This window comes from Nocardia sp. NPDC052254 (genome assembly GCF_040679495.1).
Classification (GTDB): domain Bacteria; phylum Actinomycetota; class Actinomycetes; order Mycobacteriales; family Mycobacteriaceae; genus Nocardia.
The window spans coordinates 92153-112101 of sequence record NZ_JBFAUW010000010.1 but is presented as its reverse complement, the minus strand read 5'-3'; the positions used below and the strand labels follow the sequence as shown (position 1 = coordinate 112101).

Here is a 19949-nt window from a genome sequence, read left to right as displayed (position 1 = left end):
TCAGCGCCCAATGCCCCGGCTCCTCTCCCGCTGATCACGGGCCCGATAGTAGCGCCAGGCCTGATCACCCACCTGCCGCGCCAATGCCATCGGCTCCCGGCGACCGTCGCCACGCCCGGCACGATCGACCACCGCCGCGAAGAAGAGCAACAGCACGCCGAGCCCGCCGAGCCCGAAATAGAGATTGTCACCGGTGAGATCGACGAGCAGGCGAGCGGTTTCGTTGTCCGGTCCGGCCAGTGCGGGACGAATGACCTCGAGCTGGAGCAGTCGCACACCCTCGGCGACCAGCCACACCACCCCCGCACCCGCCAGCGACAACCCGGCCAGGCGACGTTCGCGGGCCAGGCGCAGCCCGATCACCAGCGAAACCGCCGCCAGCGCGATCACCGCCGCCTCACCAGCGCCGAACACCAGCTGCGCGCCGCTCATCGCGCCTGCGCCCTCCGTGCGGGCCGGCGCACGATCACCAGCAACAACAGCGCCCACGCGAGGACCAGCAGCAGATTGCGTATCCCGGCGCCGAGTTCCATGCGGTGCGTGATGCCCTCGGCGCCGCCGGACCCGAACCACATCACCTTGCCGGTGACCACGCCGACGATCGATGCGATCGACGCGATGACCGCGGCCACGAGAGCGATACCGAAGGCACCGCCCAACCTGCGCCGGTAGTACACCGCGATCGCCGCGCCGACCAGCGGCGCGCACAGACCCAGCAGTTCGACGATACGAAACATGTGCGAACACCCCTCTCATACGTTCGTATGGATGACCATACGGATGTATGAGAGGATCGTCAATACGATCGTATGAACCTCATCGGTCCGTGGTGAAGCTCCATTCGTCGCCGTCGGGCCAGATGACGCGGGTCCCGTCGGTGCGGCGCAGAGTTCCGGCGGAATCGGAGGTCCATTCCGCCGGATCGAAGCGCTCTCGCTCCCGATCGGGATAGATCGCGGCGGTGCGATCGGCGCGGACGTAGGCGCCGTCCTCGCGAGGCGTCCAGGCGGCCGGATCGAAGGTCTGCAACAGATCGTCCGGGGTGAGCACCGCCATCGGGCCGTAGCGGTGCAGGCGGGTGCCGTCGGGCCGCGAAATCCAGGCAGCACCGGTGGTCGGTTCGGGTTCGGTGGCGCCCGCCCAGACGATCTCGGCGGTATCGGGTGCGTACAGATCACCGCGCTCGCCGTGCCGCCACCCGCCCGGCGCGCGCCGCAGCCACGGCTTGTCGTCCAAGAGCTCGCGCACGCCGTCCAGATCGGCGGGCTCACCGAAATGCGCTGTGCGGATGCCTTTTTCCGCGCGGCGCAACATGGCGGTCAGGCGCGCACCGGGCCCCACCTCGATGGCATATCGCACGCCCCGGGCGGACAGCCCGGCCATCACCGCATCCCACCGCACCGGTGCGCAGATCTGCGCCGACAACGATCGGGCTGGATCGGCGGCCGTGCGGGACCACTCGCCGGAAGCACCGTCCACCACCGGAATCCGCGGCGCAGCGAACTCGACGGCGGCCAATTCGGCGCGCAAGCCGCTGGCGGCCGGTTTCATCAGGGGGCAGTGGAAGGGCGCGCTGACCTCGAGCTCGCGGACGATCGCGCCGCGTTCGCACGCCAGTTCCCGAGCGCGAGCAACCGCTCCGCGATGTCCGGAGATGACCACCTGACCGGCGCCGTTGTAGTTGGCCACCGCGACGATCTCCGAATGTGCTGCCGCATCGCAGATCTGTTCGACCACCTCGGCGTCGAGACCGAGGACCGCGAGCATCGCCCCCGCCCCGGGTCCGGCCGCCTCCTGCATGAGCGCACCGCGCCGGCGCACCAGCCGCACGGCGGTGGCGAAGTCGAGGGTGCCCGCGCAGACGTGTGCGGTGAATTCGCCCAGGCTGTGCCCGGCGACGACGAGGGGATGGCATCCGGTCTCGGCCACCAGAACTCGATGGGCAGCCACACTGGTGGCCAGGATGGCGGGCTGGGCGAATTCGGTCCGGGCCAGCTCCGCGGCCGTACCGCCGAAGCACAACTCACTCAGGCCGAATTCCATTGCGGCATCGGCGGCCTCGAAGGTCGCGCGCGCGATCGGCCAGGCGTCGGCCAGCGCCTTGCCCATACCGGGGAACTGCGCGCCCTGACCGGGGAATACGAATGCGAGCATGTCAGCCGATCCTCAGCAGTGCGACACCCCAGGTTCCGAACCCGTGGCTGATGGTCATGACGATCTCGCCCGGCGCGACGCCGTCGTCGAGGTAGGTCCGCAGATTGATCAGATTGTCGGCGGAGTGCACATGGGCGTAGTCGGCGATGTTGTCCAGGTAGGACAGTTCATGGTCGAGCCCCGCCGATTCGGCCATGAACCGCACCGCATCGTCGTTGACGTTGTTGGCGATGATCCGGCGCACATCGCAACGGTCGAGTCCGGCGCGGTCGAGCATGTCCGCGACCGCGCGCGAGAGTCCGCGTCTGGTCAGGCCCGCCAGGGCGGGCATGGTGGCGATCCGGATCAGCTGGTTGGTGCCCTGATTGGCGCCCAGCACCTCGACCCGCGACGGTTCGGCGGAGGTGATCAGGCAGCTGGCGGCGCCATCGCTGAGCACCGACAGGGCATCGCGCAGAATGCGGGCTCGCGGATCGGGACAGGTATCGGCCGTGACCACCAGGACGTTGCGCGCCGAGCCCGCCGCGACCAGGCTGTGCGCGATGCGCAGTGCGCTACCGAAATTCGCGCATTCGGCGAGGCTCACCCCGATCGGGGTGGCTCGGGTCAGACCGAAACGCTCACAGAAACGCAGGAATTCACCACCCGCCAGTGTTCCGGTCTCCGGACTCGACGAGGCGTAGACGAGCAGATCGATCTCGGTGGCGTCCACCGGGACACTGCCGAGGGTCGCCGAGACCACCTCGCCGGCCAGCTCCAGCGGTGATCGATCGGTCCGGCAGTAGTGGTGCAGGCCGAGGCCGGTCATGTTGTCCAGCAACATCGCATCCGCGCGCAGTGGTTCCAGGGTCGCGATCGGCGCGCGCTCGCCGACGGTGTAGGCGATCCCGTGCAGGTAGACTCTCATCGGGACACCTCTTCCCGCAGGCGGACGGCCAGATAGGTGTGCATCGCACGCACGGTCGGATGCTCCCAGTGCACCGCGGCGGGCAGATCGATGCCGAGTGCCGCGGCCAGGCCGTTCTTGTATTCGAGCAGCGCCAGCGAACTCATACCGAGGTCGGGAAACGGTGTACCCGGGTCTATTTCGTCGATGTCGAGGCGAAGTACCGCGGCCGTGCGCGCCAGCAGCAGATCCCACAGCGCGCGATCGCGGTCCTGATCCGGCAGTGCCCGCAACTCCCCCGCCGGTGCCGCCGGCCGGGATCGGCTGCCGCGCAGCGACTCGTACAGCGGCACCGAGTCCGTGAACGGATGCGCGCCGAGCCAGACGTCGGGATCGAGATCGATGACGGCGGCGCGTGGCCGGCCGTCGTCGAGCAGGTTCTCCAGCAAGGTGTGCGCGGCAGCCGGTGCCAGCGCGCGAATTCCGCGGCCCGCCAGATATTCCTCGGTGGCATCGCCGCGAGCGGCCAGTCCGGCGTCCCGGAACGGTCCCCAGGACACCGCGGTCGCGGCCAGGCCCTGGCTGCGGCGGTAGTGCGCCAGACCGTCGAGAAAGGCATTGGCGGCGGCGTAGTTCAGCTGACCACCCGAGGGCAGCACGGTGGCGGTCGAGGAGTACATCACGAAGTACTCGACCGGATCGCCCGCGACCGCGCGGTGAACATTCCAGGCGCCCAGGGCCTTCGGCCGCAACACCGGATCGAATGTCGCCCAGGTCTGGTCGGTCAGCAACGCGTCGCGCAGCACCGCGGCAAGGTGGAAGACTCCGCGCACCGGACCGCTCCGGTCGCGCACCCGCGCGACCGCGCCTCGAACCTGTTCGAGGTCGCCGACATCGGCCCGCTCCACCGAGACCCGGGGCCCGGCCGCGTTGAGTTCGTCGAGCACGGCCTGCTCGGCGGGGTTCGGTTCGCGGCGGGCCAGCAGGGCGACCCGTGCGACGCCGCCCGCGGTCAGGGCGCGAGCCAGCTCCAACCCGAGCCCACCCAGACCGCCGGTGACGATGTGGCAGCCTGGTTCGCCCAGTCCCTGGGCCGCCCCGCGGACGATGTCCGCCCCCGCGGCCTCGTCGGTCACGAGCACCACTTTGCCGAGGTGCGCGCCGGTACTCATGGTCCGGAAGACCTCTGCCGCCCGCGCGATCGGATGGCACTGCACCGGAGGCGGTTTCAGCTCCCCGGCGATGATCCGGTCGAGGGTGCGGTGGAACAGTTCGGCGAAGATCTCCGGCCGTTCGCGGTGCAGTCCGGCCATATCCACGGCGGTATAGGTGAGCCGCCGGGTGAAGTACTCCAGTGGCAACCGGCCGGAGCCGTGGATATCGCGTTTGCCCAGTTCCAGGAGGATGCCGTCGGCCGCCAAGGTGCGCATGCTCGCTTCCGCGGCCGCACCGGCGAGTGAGTTGAGCACGATGTCCACGCCCGCGCCCCCGGTCACCTCGCGCACCCGATGCTCGAATTCGGTACTGCGCGAATCGAAGACGTGCTCGATGCCCAGCTCGCGCAGATACCGGCGCTTGTCCTCGGTACCCGCGGTGGCGATGATCTCGAGGTTGTGCCGGCGCGCCACCTCGATGGCCGCCGATCCGGTTCCACCGGAAGCGGAATGGATCAGCACCCGCATTCCGGGACGCACCCGCGCGAGCTGTTCGAGGGCATAGCAGGCGGTGGTGTAGGCGGTCGGGAGTGCGGCGGCCACGGTCAGATCGAAGTCGTCCGGTAACCGGTACACCAGCGCGGCATCGGCGACGGCGTGGGTGGCCAGACAGTTCAACGCCACCGCGACGACGCGGTCACCGGCCCGCACCGCATCCACCCCGGCGCCCACGGCCACCACCGTGCCCGCACATTCCGAACCCGATGCCACCCGCGCGTCCGGGGCGGTGAAGAAGCCCATCGCACCCATGACATCGGCGAAATTCATCCCGGCGGCGGCGACCGCGATCACGACCTGCCCGGGTTCCGGAACCGGCTGGGCCCGTGCGCGCAGGGTGACCGAATCCAGCTGTCCCGGGTCGTCGACATCGACGCCGAATCCGCGCGCTCCGGCCGCGACGATCGTCGGTCCGGATTCCAGCCGCACCCGATCCAGCCGGGCCACGTACCGGATGCCCGAGCGCACGGCGATATGCCGCTCGGCACCGTCGGCGAGTTCGGCGACGAGTGCGGCCGCATCGTCGTCCTCGACTCCGGCATCCGCGGCCAGATCGATGAGTGTGGTGCGCAATTCGGGATGTTCGGCGGTGAGCGCGGTGCCGAAACCCCACAGCGTGGCCTGCCAGGGATCCACACATTCACCCGACACGGCCTGGCCGCCGCGGGTGACCACCCACAGTCGCGGGGCCGGCGCGCAACGCACCAGCGCACCGGTGAGGGTCAGCAGTGCGGACAGATCATCGAAGGTGGTTGTGCCGCCGTCGGTTCCGGCCAGGTACACGATGTGCCCGGGTAACTCACCGCCCGCGGCCGCGATGAGCGTGTCCGGGTCGGCCGCACCGGGCGCCAGGACGGCCGCGACACCACCCACCGCGGCGATCTGCCCCGCCACCCGGTTCACCGAGATCGAGGATCCGGGCTCCTCGATGGCGCCGGTGACCAGCCACCGCCCCGGCACCGGTGGACCGGTCGGCGCCGGACGCTGCTGCCAGTCGATCGCCAGAATCGCCGCACCCGAGTCTGATTCACTCTCGTCGACGCGGGTGGCGGTCAATGTGCGCACGGTGGCGACGAGCGTGCCGTCCGGCGCGTAGACATCGATGTCGGCGTATTGCCGGCGCCCCACGCGGGCACAGTCACGCACATGGGCGTACACCCGGGGCGGAATACGGTCGGTGATGTGGATGGCGCCGATCGCGGACGGCAGGAACAGTTCATCCCCGGCCAGCGCGCCGACGACCTGAAAACAGCCGTCGAGTACCGCCGCGGCCACCACGCCGTCCTCCGGATCACGGGCGCCGGACGCCGCGTCCACCAGACCCAGTGCCTGGCCGTCGCCGGTGAAGAGCTCCGTCACGGAGCGGAACGCCGGACCGTAATGGGTTCCGGTGCGCGCGTAGTGCGCATACAGCTCGCCCGGATCCGAGGGCGTCGAGCAGACCGCCCGCGCCGCCGCGAGTCCTGGTGCGGTGAGCGGTGATTCGGCGGCGACGATCCGGCCGCGCGCGTACTCGGTCCACACCGTCGCCACCTCGCCCGAGGGCGCGCACAGACGGAATTCGTCCTCACGCAATACGACCTGCACCTCGCGCGGACTCTCGGCGGACAGATACAGCGCCTTGACGAACTCGACATCCGCGAAATGGCAACCCGGCCCGAAACCGTGGCGCAGCCGGGCGGCCGCCGCGAGATTCACCGACCAGGCCCCGGCCGCGACCGGGTGGCCCGCGACCGCGTGATCGGCCAGCCAGGGGGTGCGGGCGAGGTCGACCGTGCGCCGCAGGATCCGCTCACCGGAATAGGGAGATTCCACGGCCGCCGACATCGTGGCAGCGCCACCGGTCCGGTCCCAGTCCGAGCGGGCCCAGAAGCGCCGGTGCTGCCAGGGGTAGGACGGCAGTTCGGCGATCTGCCCGGTGATGCCGGCATCGGCCCACCGCACGGGCATCCCGTGCACGTACAGCCGCGCGATCAACTCGACGATGTCGCGGCGCGCGTAGCCGTTGCGCTCGAGCGATCCGACCACCCGGCCCGGTGTCGCGGACATGTCGATTCGAGTGCGAACGGCGTCGACCAGCACCGGGTGCGGGCCGATCTCGACGAGAACGGCGGGCCCGTCGGCGAGGACCCGCCGCACGGTGGCATCGAGCTGGACGGTCTCGCGCAGATTGCGTACCCAGTAGCCGGCATCGAGTTCCGCACTCGGCAGATGATCGGCCGTCACGGTCGACAGGAACGCGGCCCGGGCCTCGGCCACCGGCCGCACTCCCTCGATACGCTCGGCGAACTCCGCGAGGTGCGGATCGAGCTGGCGACTGTGCGCGGCGGCATCGATCTTCATTCGGCGCGGATCGTATCCCGCTGCGGCCAGCGCCTTTTCGAGGCGATCCAGATCCACGACGGGACCGGAGACCACCACCTGGGCCGGGCCGTTCACCGCGGCCAGATCGAATTCGCCCTCGACCTGTTCGAGCCACGACGCGAGTTCGTCGGTGCCGATCGGGACCGACAGCATCCCTCCGCCGCCCTCGACGGCGCGCAGCACCCGATTGCGGTGGTGGATGATCGCCGCCGCATCGCCCAGGGTCAGCGCGCCGGCCACGTGGGCGGCGGCGATCTCACCCACGCTGTGACCGAGTACCGCGTCGGGCCGCACTCCCTGCTGCGCCAGCAGTTCCGACAGACCCACCTGCACCGCGAACGACATCGGCTGAGCGAGATCGATACGGCCGCCGTCGGATTCGCCCATGGCCAGCAGTTCGGCCACGTCCGCGTCCAGATACGGCTCGAACGCGGCCGCACAGCGGCGCACCGCGGCGGCGAAGACCGGACTGTCGGCCATGAGCTGCGCGCCCATCCCCGCCCAGTGCCCGCCGAATCCGGCGAAGACGAACACCAGTGCGCCCGGATCACCCTCGCGGCGGCCCCGGATCACCGCGGCGCGATCGCGGTCCTCCGCGATGGCGGTGAGGCCACGGTGCAGTGCGGCGGGGGCCTCCCCGATCACCACGGCACGATGGTCCAGCGCGGCACGCCGCGAGGCTGTGAAACACAGGTCCCGGCATCGGCTCGCGGCGCTGTCGGCCACCCGGTCCCGCCAGCTCAGCGCGGTATCGCGCAGGGCCTGTCCGGTGGCGGCCGACAACGGCAGGACCAGCAGTTCCCGGCCCTGTCCGGGCTCGTCCGCGGTGACCGGATCGGACACCGGCGGGCCGGTGACGACGACATGGGCATTGGTCCCGCTGAACCCGAATGCGCTGACCCCCGCGTACACCGGCCCCGCTCCGGGCAGTTCGCAGATCTCGACCGGCACGGTGATCGCCATCCGATCCCAGTCGACCAGCGGATTGGGCGCGTCGAAATGCAGTGTGGGCGGCACGATGCGATCACGGACCACCGTGATCGCCTTGAGCAGGCCCGCGATTCCCGCGGCCGGTTCCAGATGCCCCAGATTGCCCTTGGCCGACCCCACCAGCAGGGGCCGCTTTCTTCCGGTGCCGAATACGGCTCCCAGAGCGCGTAATTCGATCGGATCGCCCAGCGGTGTTCCGGTCCCGTGCGCCTCCACGTAGTCGATGGCGTCGGCGTCGAGCCGGGCCGCATGCAGCGCCTCGCGCAGGACCTGTTCCTGCGCACGGCCGTTCGGTGCGGTCAGGCCGTTGCTGCGACCGTCCTGATCGACCGCGGTGCCCACGATCGATGCCAGGATCCGGTCCCGCGCCGCCCGCGCGGCCGACTCCCGCTTCAACACGACCACACCGCAGCCCTCGCCGCGGACCAGGCCGTCGGCGGCAGCGGCGAAGGGAGCACAGCGATTGCTCGGCGACGGCGCCCGCAACTTCGACATCGAGATCATCGACTGCGGTGAGACGATCAGATTCACCCCCGCCACCAGCGCCAGATCACATTCCCCCGCACGCAGACTCGCCACGGCGAGATGCAGGGCCACCAGCGCCGAGGAGCATGCGGTGTCGACCACCAGGGCGGGCCCCCGCAGTCCGAGGTGATAGGCGAGACGCCCGGCCGCCACCGAGGGGGCCGACCCGGTCGCCGAGTAGATGTCGACCACCGCGGGATCGGTGGCCGCGGCGCCGTAGTCGTTGGGGCACATGCCGACGAATACGCCGGTTCGGCTCTCCCGCAATCCTTCCGGCGGGACAGCCGCGTGCTCGAGCGCCTCCCACGCGACCTCGAGCAGCAGCCGCTGCTGCGGATCCATGGCCTCGGCCTCACGAGGCGAGATGCCGAAGAAGGCCGCGTCGAAATCGGCGATATCGGTGAGGGCGCCCATCTTCGCGATGTAGGAGCGGCCGGGTGCGTCGGGGTCGGGATCGAAGTAGCGCTCGACATCCCAGCGATCCGCGGGCACCTCGACCACACCGTCGCCGCCGGAGCGCAGGAACTCGGCGAAACCGTCGAGCGAGTCGACACCGCCCGGCAACCGGGCACCGGCACCGATCACGGCCACCGGTTCGCTGCGCTGGGCCAGGGCCGCACGGGCGGTGCGCAATGCGGTGATCGCTCCGCGCAGCGCCGCGCCGCTCTCGCCGGATTCGATCGGGGGTGTCGGGGTCAAGGCAGTACCTCTTCCAGGGCGGCCACCTCGGCGCGCGCCAGCGCGATGAGGTCGGCTTCGCTCAAACCGTCCAGCGGCGTATCGGGATCGGCGGCGGCCGCGACATCGGGACGCACCGGCACGACCGGTTCGGCGGCGGCCGGTTTTTCGGCGGCCGACAGGCGCGCGGTGATCTCCGCGATCTGCGCGGTCACCGTGGGGAATTCGAAGGCAAACGCCGCCTCCACCGGTAGCGCCAGCGCGCGGCTCAAGACATTGCGCAGTTCGACGGCCATCAATGAGTCGAAGCCGAGTTCCTGCAGCGGGATACCCGGTTCGAGCTGATCGGCGTCGGTCAGCTGGAAGACCTGGCGGACGCTCTCGGTCACCACGGCGCTCACCCGGCGGCGCAACAGGAACAGATCCGCCTCCGACACCGCGGGCGGTTCCGGAGGGTGTGTGTCCGTGTCCGGACCGCCGGTCGTGCTATCCGATGCCGCCGTGGCGGTCGAGCTCGCCTCGAGCCAGAACCTCCGGCGTTGAAAGGGATAGGTGGGCAGCGTGATTCGGGTGTAGCGCTCGTCGTGCAGATCCCGCAGATCCTCGATCGCGCCGGCGGCGAACAGTCCGGCCACGCCGCGTATCTGCTCACTGCGCGCCGTCCCGGTACTCAGCAGCCGCCGCTGCTCGGCACCGGGACGAGACCGGGCCAGATCCAGTACGGCGGCGCCGGCGACCTCGACGAGTACCGTGCACCCCAGTTCCGTGACGGTGTCGAGGGCTCGGTCCACGGCGACGGGCCACAGCGGGCGCTCCGACCAATAGTCGGCGCTCGTCGCCCCGAGCCGCGTTCCGGTATGCGGGGACAGGACGGTGAGCTCGGGCTCCGCGGCCGGTACCGGCACACCGCTGCCGACCCGATCACGCAGTTCGGCGTGGGTGGTCGCCGCGATCCCGGCGGCCCGCAGGTGTTCGGACAGCGCCTCGCCACCGGCCGGACCGGCCGCGAGCAGGTACCGATCGCCGAACCGGCCGCGGAATCGGGCACCGATATCGGTCACGAGGGCCTCGAGCAGTTCCGGAGCATCGGTGCGGGCGACCACCCGCTCGTCGTGCAGCGCCGCCGGAGAGACCGAGGCGCGCAGTGCCGCAGCGGGTTCGAGAATTCCGGCGATCGCGGCGGCCACATATTCGCCCACCCCGACCCCGAGCACGGCGGCCGGTCGCAATCCGAGCGACTGCAATTGCCGCACCATGGCGTAGCGGTGCACGAAGGCCAGTGCATCGGCCAGTCCGGGCACCCGTTGCGCCTGATTCGGGGCCAGTCCGGCGAACAGTGCGGCCCGGAAACCGTCCCGGGATTCGGTCGCGGCCAGACATTCGTCCACCGCGGCCCGCAGCGCCGCCGAACCCGTATAACTCGCCCGATCCAGCGGTTCCACCCCTGGCCCGCGATGGCCGATCAGCAGTGCGGTGCATACGGTGGCGCCACGTGGCACCCGCCCGATCGTCACGGTCGCGGGCGGCGTACCCGCCACCTGCGCGTCCAGCCCCGCCGCGAGGGCGGTCGTGGTTCCCGCCACCACAGCCAGCCGATGCTCGAACAGCTCGCGACCGAGATTCGCAGTGGCGCAGATGGATTCGATGTCACGGGGTTCGGCGGTGCGCAGCGCCACCGCGAACCGCCGGGCCTGGGCACGCAGTGCCTCCGGCGTCCGTGCGGACAGCGTCAGCACGCCGGCCGGGGCGGGTGTGCTCACCGCGTCCGGTACCGGGGGCTGTTCGAGTACGAGGTGGGCATTGGTCCCGCTGAACCCGAACGAGCTCACACCCGCGATCCGGGCACCCACCGGCCACGGGGTGGTCGCGGTCGCCACCCGCGCCGCGCCGGCTGCCCAATCGATGCGTGGATTCGGCTCCCGCACATGCAGTGTCGCCGGAATGGCGGCGCGTTGGACGGCCAGCGCCGCCTTGATCAGGCCGGCGATTCCCGCCGCGGTTTCCGCGTGCCCGAAATTCGACTTGATCGATCCGACCCACACCGGCGCGCGCCCCGACCCGAACACACTGTTCAGCGCGCCGATCTCGATCGGATCGCCGAGTGCGGTACCGGTGCCGTGCGCCTCGACGTAATGCACCTGTGCCGGTTCGACATTCGCCACGCTCAGCGCCGCGCGCACCACCGCCTCCTGGGCGTGTGCGCTGGGCACGGTCAGGCCGCCGGTGCGGCCGTCGTGGTTGACCGCGGAGCCGCGGATCACCGCGTAGACACGGTCGCCGTCGCGCTGTGCCTGCGACAGCCGTTTCAGGACCACCAGGCCGCAGCCCTCGGCCCGGCCGTATCCGTCGGCGGAGGCGTCGAAGGTCTTGCACCGCCCGTCCGGCGACAGCGCGCGGATCCGGCAGCAGAACATCGTCGACAGCGGCGAGAGGATCAGGTTCACCCCACCGGCCAACGCCGTCGAGCAATCACCGTTGCGCAGACTCTGCACGGCCTGATGCACCGCGACCAGCGACGACGAACACGCGGTGTCCACCAGCGCGACCGGTCCGTGCAGATCCAGCGCGTAGGCCACCCGCCCGACGGCGATACTGGGCGTATTGCCCAGGCCCGCATAGGCGCTCATCGCCTCGGGCCGGTTCGCCACCGCGATGCGGTCGTAGTCGCGCCAGCTGAATCCGACGAACAGGCCGGTGTCGGACCCGCGCAGTCGCCGCGGTGCGATCCCGGCGTTCTCCAGTGCCTCCCAGGCGATCTCGAGCAGCAGGCGTTGTTGCGGATCCATCGCGTGCGCCTCGCGCGGCGAGATGCCGAAGAATTCGGCGTCGAAGGTGTCCACGGAATCCAGGAATCCGCCCCGGGTGGTGTAGATCGTGCCCGGCTTGTCCGGGTCCGGATCGTAGTACCGGTCGATGTCCCAGCGGTCCCCCGGCTGGTCGCCGGTGGCGTCGACACCACCGCGGACCAGCTCCCACAGACTGTCCGGCCCGGTGACACCTCCCGGAAATCGGCAGCCGATCCCGACGATCGCGATCGGCTCCGCGGGCCGGGGTTCGTTCAGCCGTTCCCGGGCCGCGCGCAGAGCGGCCGCGATGCGCTGCTGTTGTTCGGAATTCGCTGCCGACATGTCGCTCACCACTGTGCGTCGCTGTGTAATGCCGCCTCGAGCAGGGCGAGTTCGGCGGCGATGGGATCTTCCGGTGCGTCCGCGGCATCCGCCGCAACGGGCTCCAGCGCCGGGCCGGGTGCCACGGCGGCCGGTGCGGGTTCAGGTGCCGATTCCTCGGATTCGATGGCGGTGAGCAGGAATTCGGCAGCCGCGTCGATATTCGGGTAGTCGAATCCGAATGTCGCCGGGAGACCGAGACCGAATCCGTCCTGCAGCCGGGAGCGCAGTTCGACCACGGCCAGTGAGTCCATTCCGAGTTCGGTGAACCCCCGGCCCGGATCGAGCAGGTGGGCGCCGTCGAGTCCCAGCACCGCCTTCACCTCCGCGGCCGTGATCTCGCGCACCAGCGCGATGCGATCGATGCGCGCACCCGCCCGCACCCGCTCCCGCATCGACGCGCTCGTCACCGCGGGAGCCGGCGCACCGGCCGCGAGGTTCCCGTACCAGGGATCACCGGCCGCCGCCGCGGCGAGTTTCGTCCACTCGACGTCGGCGGCGACCACGGTCGCACCGGCCGCGCGCAGATTGTTCAGCAGCAACCGCAGCCCCTGGGCCGGGGCCAGCGGACGGTAGCCGCGCAGTCGTGCGCGCTCGCGTTCGGCCGGGTCCAGGCGGGCCGCCATGCCGATCTCGTCCCAGGGCCCCCACGCGATCGCGGTGGCCGCCACCCCCCGGGCCCGCAATATCGAGGCGTAGCCGTCCAGATACGCGTTGGCCGCCGCGTAGTTGCCCTGTCCCCCGGCCCCGACCGTTGCCGTGAGCGAGGAGAACAGCACCACGAATTCGGTGTCGGCGCCGAGGATTCCGAGTAGATTGCGCAGGCCGCCGGCTTTGGGCGCGAGCACGCGCTCGAACCGCTCGGCAGTCGATCCGGCGAGCGTCACGTCGTCCAGGACACCCGCGGCGTGCACGATGCCACCCAGCGGCCACGGCGCGTCGGCGACCGCGTCGGCGAGCGATCCGGTCGCGACATCGGCCACCCGCACGGTCACCGGACACCCCGCACCGCGAATATCGGCCAGCAACCGTTCGACCTCGGCATCGGGCGCATTACGTCCGACCAGGACGAGATGACCCGCCCCCTGCCCGGCCAGCGCCTGCGCCACCCGGGGGCCGATTCCCCGCAGACCGCCGGTGATCAGATAGCTCCGATCGGACCGGATATCGATTCCGGTGCCCGGTCGCGCGCGCCGCAGCCGCGCGACGTACCGGCGCCCGGCGCGATGTGCGATCCGCAGTTCCGCCGATCCGTGCCGGATCTCGGTCACCAACCGGCGCAGCGCCTCGTCGCCGTCGTCCTCGAGATCCACTGTGCTGCATCGCACTTCGGGGAGCTCCCGCCGAACGACGGTCGCGACGCCCCAGCGGGCGGTGGCGGCGGGATCACCGACATCGCCGTCGCCGGTCACCGCCTGTGCGCGCCGGGTGGGCCACCAGATCCGCACCCGCTGCGATGCCAGTGCGGACAGCGGCCGCACCGCCGCCGCACAGCGTTGCGCGAGCGTCCGCACGTAATCGGTGCGGTCGTCGTCCACCGGCGACAATCCACGCAGATCGACGAAGCCGCGCGCCTGGGCAGGCAGGAGTTCCGCAGGCCACACACCCCGTTCGGCGGGGGTGGCACCGTCGGCGAGAACGGTCACCGCCTCGATTCCGTACTCCTGCGCGATCGCGCCGAAACGCCGCAGCCGATCGGCGCGATCGTCCACCACCAGCAGCGACACCGGTTGCGCGGCCGCCGTGTCCGTGGCGGCGCCGGTGCGGACCCACTGCTGCTCGTGGGTGACGTCGGCGCTCTTGTGCGCCAGCGCGCGTTCGACCTGTGCCCGGCCGATGCGCCGCGATTCGAATCCGTCCACGGCCACCACCAATTCCCCACTGGTGCTGTACATCCGGATCTGGGCGGTGAAGGCGTCGTCGCCCGCCTCGTGCCCGCCGATCAGCCGGGCGTGAATCCACAGCGGGCCCTCGGTCCGGCCGCCGCCGAAGTAGTAGCGATCGATACTGAACGGAACGTAGATGTTCTCCTGCGCCCGCAGCGCGTCGTTGTCGTACTTCCAGCAGCTGTTGAGCACCTGGAACGCCGCCTCGACCAGACCCGGATGCACGGGTTCCGGCCCGGTCACCACATCGTCGGGGCGCACGGTCCGGCACAGGGCTTCGTTGTCCCCGCGCCAGATGGTGTCGATCCAGTGGAAGGAGTTACCGGTATCCAGGCCCGGGACCCAGACATCGCGATAGAACTCGTGCCCGGACAACTCCTCGGGACAGCGGTCCCGCACCTCGCGGCGCACGACGTCGATCAGTATCGAATTCGGTTCGGGTACCGCACTTTCCAGCGTCGTACGGAACAGCGCCGGCCACGCCGCGCCGGGCCGGCCGGTGGCGCTGACCTCTCGCGCGCAGAGGGTCACCTCCCAGCCCCCGCCGCCGGGCCGCAGCACCAGTTGCGCCGTCCGGCTGCCGCCGTCGGGCACCGCGAACGGGTGGAGGAACAGGGTGTCGCGCAGCACGCAGGGGCCGTCGATGTGCTCGGCCGCCGCCGCGAGCACCATCGCGATGTGCGAGGCACCGGGGACCACTGCCGTACCGAACAGCCGATGGTCGGCCACGTATGCCGGTGCGTCGCAGGAGAAATCGCGTTCGTAGCGGATCTCCTCCGACAGCGGCAAGGCCATCCGGTGGCCGGGCAGGAGGCTCGCGTCCTCGGCGGTCTCCGTCCGCCGCCGCGCGCGCCGCGCGTCGACCCAATATCTGTCGCGTCGGAATGGATAGGTGGGCAGCGGGATCCGCCGGCCGGAGGCGAACGGTCCCCACGGTGTGAGACAGACATCGGACCCGCCGACGTACAGTTTCGCCGCCGCGATCAGCAGGGCCCGGGGGAATTCGTGTGGCCCGTCGGCGGCCAGGACGATCCGCGCACCGTGCCGATCGGCGGCCAGTCGCAGCCGGGCCCGATCATCGCCGCGCGCGCTCAGCACGAGTAACCGGCCACGCCCGGCCGCCACCGCGGCGGCCACCACGGCATCGAGGGAATCCGCGTCCCGCATCGCCGAGGCGAGCCACAGGTCGCCGTCCGGTGGGGAGGTAACCGTCGGCACAGCGGTGGATTCGGCGACCTCGACCGCTCGCAGGGCACTGCCGAGGTCGAGTGCACCGGCCGCGACGGCAGCGGCGTATTCACCCGCTCCGTATCCGATCACCGCGTCCGACGGCAGGCCGCAGGCTCGCCAGATCTGGGTGAGAACGTAGTGCCGCGCCAGCTCACCGGCCGGATCCCCACCGGCCGCCGTGACCTCTTCGTAGGCCCGGCGCACCACCGGATCACCGGCGTATTCCGCCAGGAACTCGTTGACTCCCTGCTGCGGCACACCACCGAGTACGAGACACACACCGTGTTCGGCAACGGGATTCGCCTCGGTGAAGAGCGCGGCCGCGGGCACATCGTCGAGATGGGCCGCCAGCGCGGAGCGCAGTTCCGGCACCGAGGAGGTCACCACCGCCAGGCGATGTTCATGGTGGGCCCGGCCGAAACCCGTGGTGAAACAGAGGTCCTGAATCGAAGCGCCGGGATCTGCGTCCAGGCGGTCCAGATGGCGCCGGACCAAGGCGCGCAACGCCTCCGGAGTCCGCGCCGACAGCCGGAACAGACCGGTCCAGCCGTCGGCCACCGGAGTGTCCGCACGCGGCGGCGCAGCCTCGAGGACCGCGTGGGCGTTGGTGCCGCCGATACCGAAGGCCGAGACGGTGGCGATCCGCGGCCGCCCCGGGGGCCACGGCCGCGACACCGGCGACACCCGGAACGGCGTATCCGCCCAGGGAATCCGGCTGCTCGGCCGTTCCAGATTCGCCAGCCCCGGCAGCACCCCGTGATCGAGGGCCAGCACCGCCTTGATGAATCCCGCGATGCCGGCGGCGGTGTCGAGGTGGCCGATATTGGCCTTCACCGACCCCACCTCACAGCGATGCTCCCCCGGGGCGCCGAATGCCTCGGTGAGGGCGGCGATTTCCATCGGATCGCCGAGCGCCGTGCCGGTTCCGTGCGCCTCCGCGTAACCGATCTCCTGCGCGCGGACCCCGGCTGCCCGGTGTGCGCGGCGCACGACCTCGACCTGGCCGTCGACACCGGGCGCGGTGAAACCGACCTTCGCCGATCCGTCGTTGTTGATCGCACTGCCGCGCACCACCGCGAAGACCCGATCGCCGTCCCGTACCGCGTCCGCGAGGCGCTTGAGTACCACCGCCCCCGCACCGTTACCGAATATCGTGCCCGCGGCGCGCTCGTCGAAGGCCCGGCAATACCCGTCCGGCGAGGCGACCATGCCCTCCTGATGCAGATGACCGACCCGATCGGGCACCCGGACCGCCACCCCGCCGGCCAGCGCGATCTCACATTCCCCGCGGGCGATCGACTGGCAGGCCAGATGCACCGCGACCAGCGAGGTCGAACACGCTGTCTGCACCGTGACCGCCGGACCGCGCAGATCGAGCCGGTATGCGATGGACGTCGGCAGGAAATCGGGCTCGTTGCCCACCTTGATCTGATAGTGCTGGGTGGCGGGCAGGTGGGTGAAATCGTCGGCGAAGTACCGGTGGAAGTAGCTGCTGGGCAGCCCGCCCACGAACACCCCGGTGCGCGGACGCTGCGGTGCGCCTCCGTAACCCGCGTGTTCGAGTGCCGCCACGGCGGTCTCGAGCAGCAGCCGATGCTGCGGATCGGTGACCTGCGCCTCGCGCGCGGTGAAGCCGAAATATCCGGCGTCGAATCCGGCGATGTCGTCGAGGACCGCGGCGGTACGCACATAGTTCGGCGCGGCGATCCGTTCGGCGGACTCACCGGCCGCCAGCAGTTCCTCGTCGCCGAGTTCGGTCATCGTGGTGCGGACTCCGGCGATCACATCCCAGAACTCGTCCGGATCGGCGGCGCCCGGCACCCGGACCGCCATGCCGATCACCGCGAACGGTCCACTGCGGTCGACGTTTTCGGCATCCACACCGTCCTCGTGGGCCGCCACCGCGCCGGCGAGTGCCGCCGTCAGCGCCGCCACCGTGGGATACCGGAACAGATCCGTGCGTGCGATCGGCAGTCCCAGCGCCTGTTCCAGGCCCGCGTGCACCCGGGCCACGAGCAGTGAATTACCGCCCAGATCGAAGAAATTCGCGGTAGCGGGCACGGTGTCGTGGCCGAGTACCTCGGCCCAGACCGCGGCGATCGTGGCCGACAGCGCGGAGGAGGTGGCGGGCGGCGATCCGGCGGGCGTGGAATCGGCCGGTGCGGGCAGTCGCGATCGATCGATCTTGCCGGCCGTGGTGCGCGGAACCTCCTCCAGCACAACATATCGCGCGGGGACCATGTAGCTGGGAAGCAGGGCTCGCAGCCCCGCCCTGAGCTCGTCGGCGTCGAGTATCGCGCCGGGCACGCCGACGAGATGGCCGACCAGTTCACGTCGCTGCGGATCGTCACCGTGCACGGTGACCACCGCCTCCCGCACCCCCGCGACCGCCCGCAGCGCCGCCTCCACCTCCCCCGCCTCGATCCGCAGGCCACGCAACTTCAACTGGTGGTCGGTGCGGCCGAGATAGTCCAGACGGCCGTCGGCGGTGCGGCGGACCCGGTCACCGGTGGCGTACAGCCGCTCCCCGCTGCAACGGTCGACGACGAAGCGCCCGATCTCGTCGTCGGGATCGACATATCCGCGGGCCAGGCAGACACCGGCCAGATACAGCTGGCCCGGAACCCCCACCGGCACAACCTGTCCCGCACCGTCCAGGACGAGCGTTCCGACATTCTCGAGCGGCCGGCCCAGGGTGATCGCCGCCCCCGGCAGCACCCGCTCACCGGTGACGTCGACCGCGGCCTCGGTCGGGCCGTAATAGTTGTGGAGCGCCGTATCCGGCAGCAGCCGGTGGAACTCCGCCGCCACATCCGCGGGCAGCGCCTCACCACTGGTGGTCACGTAGCGAAGCGATGTGCACTCTCCGGCGCCGGGTTCGGCCAGCCAGGCCCGCAACATGGACGGCACGAAGTGCGCCACGGTGATCGACTGCGCCCGGACGATGTCCACCAGATACCGCGAATCCCGGTGACCTTCGGGTTCGGCGAGTACCGACAGCGCGCCGTGCACCAGCGGATAGAACATGTCCCATACCGAGACGTCGAAGGTCAGCGGGGTCTTCTGCAGCACCCGGTCGGCATCGCCGATGCGAATCTCGTCGTGCAGCAGCCGGTTACAGATCGCGGCATGTTCGATCAGTACTCCCTTGGGCCGGCCGGTGGAGCCCGAGGTGTACAGCACGTAGGCCAGATCCGTCGGCGCCCCGGCCCGCGGCGCGGCGGGCTCCGCGGCCTCGATCTCGGTCCACACCGCCGTCAGATCGATCGCGGTGACGCCCGCGGTGACCGCGAGGCGGCCCGCGATCTCGGCGTCGTCGCACAGCACCACCGATACCCCGGAATCGCCGAGGACGGCCGACAGCCGGGCATCGGGATCCGCGGGATCCAGCGGCAGATAGGCCGCACCCGCCTTCATGATCCCCAGGGCCAGCACCGGCACCCGCCACGACCGGCGCACACAGAGGGCGACGATGCCGCGCGGCCGCACCCCGAGCGTGGCCAGATATCCCGCCACCCGGTCGGCCCGCTCGTCGAGTTCGGCATAGGTCAGCGTGGTGTCCCCGGCCACCACGGCGATCCGCTCGGGCCGGGACGCAGCACCGTCGGCGATCAGCGCGTGCAGCGTGGTCGCCGGACGCTCGGCCCGGGGACCGGAGACCCGGCCGGCGGCGAGTTCGGAGGCCGGCAGCATCGGCAGTTCGGTGAGGACCCGTTGCCCGTGCGCGGCCATGGCGTCGATGAGGACCGACCACTGCGCCACGAGCCGGCTCACGGTCTCCGGTTCGAACAGCTCGGTGTCGAATTCGCAGCGCAGGGTTCCGGTGCCACGGTCGGCGACGAACACCAGATCACATCCGACCACGGCATCGCAGGCATCCTCGGCGGCAGCGGGATCGACGGTATCGGGCTCCCCCGCGGCGAGTTCGCAGAAGGCGACCTGGAACAGCGGATGCCGGTCGAATACCTGCGCCGCGCCCAGTCCGACGATCAGCTCGTCGAGGTCGAAACCCTCCCGCACCGCGATCAGATCCGCGCGGGCACGATCGGTCCGCGCGATCAGTTGCGCGGCGGTGAGCTCGGGCCCGGCCGCCACCCGCAGCGGAATGGCGGTCACGGAATCGCCTTGCGGCACAACCATCCCGACGACCACGTCGGCGTGTTCACCATGGCGGTGCAGCAACGCGATCAGCGCCGCGAGCGACGACTCGACCGCACCGGCCGCGACGGTGTGTTCGCATCGGTCGCGCAGATAGCGCTGCACGGGACCGCGCGGCAGATCCGGCGCGATCGCGATGACTCCGGGCTCGAAATCGACCGGGACGCAGGTGTTCCCGGAAGGACAGTCCGCTTGCACA

General features: G+C 70.6%; 7 protein-coding genes. All 7 read right to left on the bottom strand.

Annotated features, from left to right (window positions below; translation table 11 throughout):
- The 7 genes from AB0L57_RS23710 to AB0L57_RS23680 all read right to left on the bottom strand — a co-directional run bounded on the left by AB0L57_RS23710 (position 1) and on the right by AB0L57_RS23680 (position 19948).
- Entirely contained in the window at positions 1-432 is a 432-nt protein-coding gene (locus tag AB0L57_RS23710) for a hypothetical protein (protein WP_364966021.1), read from the bottom strand.
- On the bottom strand, positions 429-737 hold the full coding sequence (locus tag AB0L57_RS23705) for a hypothetical protein (RefSeq protein WP_364966019.1): 309 nt from the start codon (positions 735-737) through the stop codon (positions 429-431). Before AB0L57_RS23705 ends, AB0L57_RS23710 begins: the two co-directional genes overlap by 4 nt.
- Positions 738-816: 79 nt before the next feature.
- Positions 817-2154, bottom strand: a complete 1338-nt coding sequence (gene fabD, locus AB0L57_RS23700; RefSeq protein WP_364966017.1) for an ACP S-malonyltransferase — start codon at positions 2152-2154, stop codon at positions 817-819.
- 1 nt (position 2155) lies between these two features.
- The gene (locus tag AB0L57_RS23695; protein ID WP_364966014.1) at positions 2156-3061 is read right to left on the bottom strand and encodes a 3-oxoacyl-[acyl-carrier-protein] synthase III C-terminal domain-containing protein; all 906 of its coding nucleotides are present in this window, start codon (positions 3059-3061) and stop codon (positions 2156-2158) included.
- Entirely contained in the window at positions 3058-9330 is a 6273-nt protein-coding gene (locus AB0L57_RS23690) for a type I polyketide synthase (protein WP_364966012.1), read from the bottom strand. Before AB0L57_RS23690 ends, AB0L57_RS23695 begins: the two co-directional genes overlap by 4 nt.
- Positions 9327-12437, bottom strand: a complete 3111-nt coding sequence (locus AB0L57_RS23685; protein WP_364966009.1) for a type I polyketide synthase — start codon at positions 12435-12437, stop codon at positions 9327-9329. Before AB0L57_RS23685 ends, AB0L57_RS23690 begins: the two co-directional genes overlap by 4 nt.
- 5 nt (positions 12438-12442) lie before the next feature.
- On the bottom strand, positions 12443-19948 hold the full coding sequence (locus AB0L57_RS23680; RefSeq protein WP_364966006.1) for an amino acid adenylation domain-containing protein: 7506 nt from the start codon (positions 19946-19948) through the stop codon (positions 12443-12445).
- Position 19949 lies beyond the last annotated feature (1 nt).

What these genes read in the sequence shown, in the direction of transcription:
- AB0L57_RS23710 (WP_364966021.1), bottom strand. Translation starts at nt 432, where the DNA reads ATGAGCGGCGCGCAGCTGGTGTTCGGCGCTGGTGAGGCGGCGGTGATC.
- AB0L57_RS23705 (WP_364966019.1), bottom strand. Translation starts at nt 737, where the DNA reads ATGTTTCGTATCGTCGAACTGCTGGGTCTGTGCGCGCCGCTGGTCGGC.
- fabD (WP_364966017.1), bottom strand. Translation starts at nt 2,154, where the DNA reads ATGCTCGCATTCGTATTCCCCGGTCAGGGCGCGCAGTTCCCCGGTATG.
- AB0L57_RS23695 (WP_364966014.1), bottom strand. Translation starts at nt 3,061, where the DNA reads ATGAGAGTCTACCTGCACGGGATCGCCTACACCGTCGGCGAGCGCGCG.
- AB0L57_RS23685 (WP_364966009.1), bottom strand. Translation starts at nt 12,437, where the DNA reads ATGTCGGCAGCGAATTCCGAACAACAGCAGCGCATCGCGGCCGCTCTG.